At 62.8% G+C, this 2,532-nt stretch carries 1 protein-coding gene, 1 pseudogene and 1 other annotated feature; of the genes and pseudogenes, one reads left to right on the top strand and one right to left on the bottom strand.

Features of this window, described 5'->3' with window-relative positions; all coding sequences use genetic code 11:
- Window positions 1-336: 336 nt before the first annotated feature.
- Window positions 337-1,394: pseudogene (locus AB0I45_RS13820) on the bottom strand (IS3 family transposase); the annotation flags it as partial.
- Window positions 961-1,095 (bottom strand) — a sequence feature (AL1L pseudoknot). Its footprint overlaps the pseudogene before it by 135 nt.
- Before the next feature lie 673 nt (window positions 1,395-2,067).
- Between AB0I45_RS13820 and AB0I45_RS13825 the strand changes: the two are divergent.
- Window positions 2,068-2,214: a hypothetical protein gene (locus AB0I45_RS13825; RefSeq protein ID WP_175407001.1), complete on the top strand. Its 147-nt coding sequence runs from the start codon at window positions 2,068-2,070 to the stop codon at window positions 2,212-2,214.
- Window positions 2,215-2,532: the final 318 nt, after the last annotated feature.

The following is a 2,532-nucleotide window of genomic DNA, read 5'->3' on the forward strand; positions in this document are numbered from 1 at the left end:
GGATCCCGCCGACAGAGTCCATGACTGCTGCGACGTGGATGTGTTTGTGGGTGTCGATGCCGATTACGATGTGCCCTGATCTGAACTGCTCAACATCGTCCATGATGCTGTCTCCTTCGCCCGTTATCGTGGGTTTCACGCTGTCGTCGGCGGGTGGACAGGACTGTCACGGGGACGCTGTCGAAAGTATGCTCCAGGCTCCTATTAGGTCACGCCCGACCGGCGGCAGCGCTTGATACAGCCCCGGCCGGACGGTCGACAGATCAACGCAAAGGCACCATGCGGGCCAATCATAAGCAAGGGTCAAACCGCGCCGGCCGGGACTACCCGATTCTCGCGGAACCCGGCAGAAACAGACTGACAATCGTAGGCGTCGCCGACGGTCCCGATCGACGGCGTCGCGCCGATCTCCGCGAGGCGTTCGCCGTAGCGAATGGACGTGAAGTGAGACCCCGCTTCGCTGTGACACCGCAGGTCCGCGTGGCGGTGACCTCTGGACCAGCGGGCCATCTCGATGGCGTCGAGGATCATCTCGGTGCGCATGTGCGACGCGACCCGCCACCCGACGATCATGCGGGAGAACGCGTCGATGATGAAGCACACGTACGCGACACCGGCCCAGGTCGCCACGAACGTCAGATCCGTCACCCAGAGCCGGTTCGGAGCGGTCGCGGTGAACTCCCGCTGCACCAGATCCGGGTGTCGCGCGGACGCCGGATCCGGCCTGGTCGTCTTCACCCGTTTCGAGCGCCTCGTGCCCTCGATCCCTGCCACCTTCATCAACCTCGCGGTCTGGTCGCGGCCGATCGCGATCCCCGCCCGCCGGGCCGCCTTCCAGAGCTTGCGGACCCCGTAGATCCGGTAGTTCGCCTCCCACAGCTCGACGAGCCGCGGGATCAGCTCCTCGTCCCGCTGGGCACGGGCGGACGGGGTGCGGGTCTTGGCGGCGTAGTAGCTGCTCGGAGCCACCTGCAACTGTCTGCAGATGAGCTCGACTCCGAGCCGGCGACCGTCGACGAGGTCGTCCTTGTTCGCGTCGATGAACGCGACTACTTCCGGTAGTGGCGGTCGAGCTCCGCCCCGAAGAAAGACGCAGCCCGCTTCAGCACCTCGTTGGCCCGGCGAAGCTCGCGGACTTCTTGCTCGAGCTCTTTCACCCGCTGCGCCTCCGCCGAGCTCACGCCGGAGGTGACACCCTCGTCGATGTCGGCCTGCTTCACCCACATCCGCACGGATTCGACCCCGTACCCGAGCTGCGTCGCGACTCGCTGCACGGTTCCTTGCGTGACCCCGAGCTCGGCCCGCAGCGTCCTCACCATCCGCACCGCGGCGGCCTTCTCCTCGTCCGAGTAGCGACGCGTCGTCGGCTTCCCATTCGCCAGTTCCTTCGGCATAACTCCATCCTCGTTTCCAAGGCCAGGAGCCTCCAACAAACTCAGGGCGCTTCAGTTTGGGAGGTCCCGAGATTGTTGGTTCTGATATCGAGCCCCGCTATGTCCCGCCAGTTGTTGTGTGCGAGCAAAGCACCGCCACATCGTCAGTGAGTCAGACGGTGTATCGGATGAGCCCTTCCAGCCTTCTATACGCGATAGGGATCGCCTGCTTCATCGTCGCGGTCGTCCTCTCGGTTCGTGCAATGGTTCGGTTCTTCCGCTGACGAGCAACGACGAACATCCGTCTCGGAGGTTGTGCAGGACAGTCGCTCGTAGCGGTGCGTACGATTGCCTCACTGATCAATCCCTCAGACCTGATGATCAAACCAGGCGCCGGCAGTGCACACAGAGATGGAGCTCGCTGTGGGGTAACCGTTGGACGTCGCCGTGTCCTTGGTGACGAAAGCAGCAACGTTCTCGTTGATCTACCTACGCCTAAATAGAGGTATGCCTAGTGAAGCCGGTACCGCCCGATCCTGAGTTCATCGGACAGAGGCCAGAGAGGCGAAGGATCAGATTCTTCCCCGACTGGGGAGTCAGGTTTCCCTTATGGGAGACAGGCACCAACAAGTACGCGATGGAGCCCAGTGACTATCTTCTTTCGGCGTCCTTGGGCCGGCGACTCGAGGAGTGGATGGACCACTGGGTCTCCCATTTCGATCCGTTCGAGGGCTGGGACAGCCCTGAGGCTGCGACGCATTCCCGTGCCGCCAGCGACAAGTTGATAACAGAGCTCAGAGCTGAAGTCGGTCACTTTGCCGATGTCCTGGACGAACGCTAGAGATCTGGTTTACCTGGTGCGAGCCTTGCCCCTGATTTGCGCAGCAGGAGCGCTGTAACGAGAACCCCGGCGGGTGAGTAGCGACGCAGCTCCCAGCACCCGGTTCGTGGAGGATTCGACCGGCCTGCCGCCGATTGCGACAGTTCGGTGCTGAAGGGGGCCACGCCCTGGGCGTCCAACGAGGTATACCCATTGGACATCCTTGGGTGTAGGCGCAGAGTTGTGGGCTGTGTCAAGGAATGTGGACAGTCCCTACGAGTTTTCCTTCTCTGCTCAGGCCGCCTGGACGAGGTCTTCAGCGGCGCCGTGGTGATCGTT

It is taken from the genome of Brevibacterium sp. NPDC049920 (assembly GCF_040656435.1).
GTDB lineage: Bacteria > Actinomycetota > Actinomycetes > Actinomycetales > Brevibacteriaceae > Brevibacterium > Brevibacterium pityocampae.